Below are 730 nucleotides of genomic sequence, written 5' to 3' on the forward strand. Positions count from 1 at the left end.
CGCGCGCTGCGCCTGCGCGTCGACGCCGCGCCCGGTGGCGTCGCGCCGACCCTGGCGCGCCTGCGCCTGCTGGGGCCGAAGGCGGTGATGACGCCGATGAAGCGCTACCAGGTCGCCGCGCAGCGCGGCGCCACCCGCGCGCTGTTCCCGGCCTCGCTGCACATGCAGCAGACCTATTGGACCGCGGTCGGCATCCACGCCGGCCGGCAGAAATCGATCTTCGACGAGTACGGCAACCTGGAGGCGTGGAAGGGCGCGCCGCTGGTGCAGCCGCTGTGGCGCGACGCCTCCGGCACCGCCGCCGGCGCCGACGGCCATGCGCTGACCCACGCCTTGCGCGACGGCTGGAAGCCGATGCCGTCGGTGCGCTGGTCGCCGCAGCCGGGGCTGGAACTGCGCAGCGAGACCTTCGCGATCGAACGCGACGGCCAGCCGGTGACGCTGCTGCGCCATCGCCTGCGCAACACCGGCACCACCCCGGTCAGCGGCACCCTGTCGCTGCTGGTGCGGCCGATGCAGATGAATCCGCCGTGGCAGAACGGCGGCCTGTCGCCGATCCACGACGTCGCCGTCGACGGCAACGTCGTGCAGGTCGACGGCCGCGCGCTGCTGACCTCACTGAGCGCGCCCAGCGGCGGCGGCGCCGAAGCGTTCGGCGCGAACGGCGCCACCGAGATCACCCGCCACGTCGCCGCCGGCACGCTGCCGGCGCAGCGCCAGGCCCGCGACC

1 pseudogene is annotated in these 730 nt (G+C 74.9%); it reads left to right on the forward strand.

Annotation, left to right across the window (positions count from 1 at the left end):
* A pseudogene (locus D588_RS26045) lies at nucleotides 1–730 on the forward strand (hypothetical protein); the annotation flags it as partial.

It is taken from the genome of Xanthomonas sp. SHU 308 (genome assembly GCF_000364645.1).
Classification (GTDB): Bacteria; Pseudomonadota; Gammaproteobacteria; order Xanthomonadales; family Xanthomonadaceae; genus Xanthomonas_A; species Xanthomonas_A sontii.